The organism is Staphylococcus pasteuri, assembly GCF_030547725.1.
Lineage (GTDB): Bacteria > Bacillota > Bacilli > Staphylococcales > Staphylococcaceae > Staphylococcus > Staphylococcus pasteuri.
In genome coordinates this window covers 1-255 of the sequence record NZ_JAUOQO010000575.1, presented here as the reverse complement: position 1 = coordinate 255, position 255 = coordinate 1, and the positions used below count along the sequence as shown (strand labels likewise).

Sequence of the window (255 nt, the reverse complement as noted above, 5' to 3'; positions counted from 1 at the left end):
GTATATAGGTAATTGCGCTCGCGCGGGTCGAGATTGGCTTTTAGTACATAGGCGCTATTAATGCGGCGAGCTATCCATTCTTCAGTGAGAAAGCGCTCTAAGTATTCAGGGTCATCGCGTAAATCTATTGAGGGGGCTTTTAGTATTACCTGTTGCCCCGATTGTTCGTCTAAGGCTAAGTAAACATGGCTGCGGCTGCTGGCATGAAGTTGGCGAACGATGGTGTAACCATCAAACTGCATTCGCGCTTCTAAC

The 255-nt window shown here is 47.8% G+C and carries 1 protein-coding gene; it reads right to left on the bottom strand.

Annotation, left to right across the window (positions count from 1 at the left end; translation table 11 throughout):
• On the bottom strand, positions 1 to 242 hold a 242-nt coding region (locus Q4528_RS14780; protein WP_303522420.1), incomplete at its 3' end, for a hypothetical protein.
• Positions 243 to 255 lie beyond the last annotated feature (13 nt).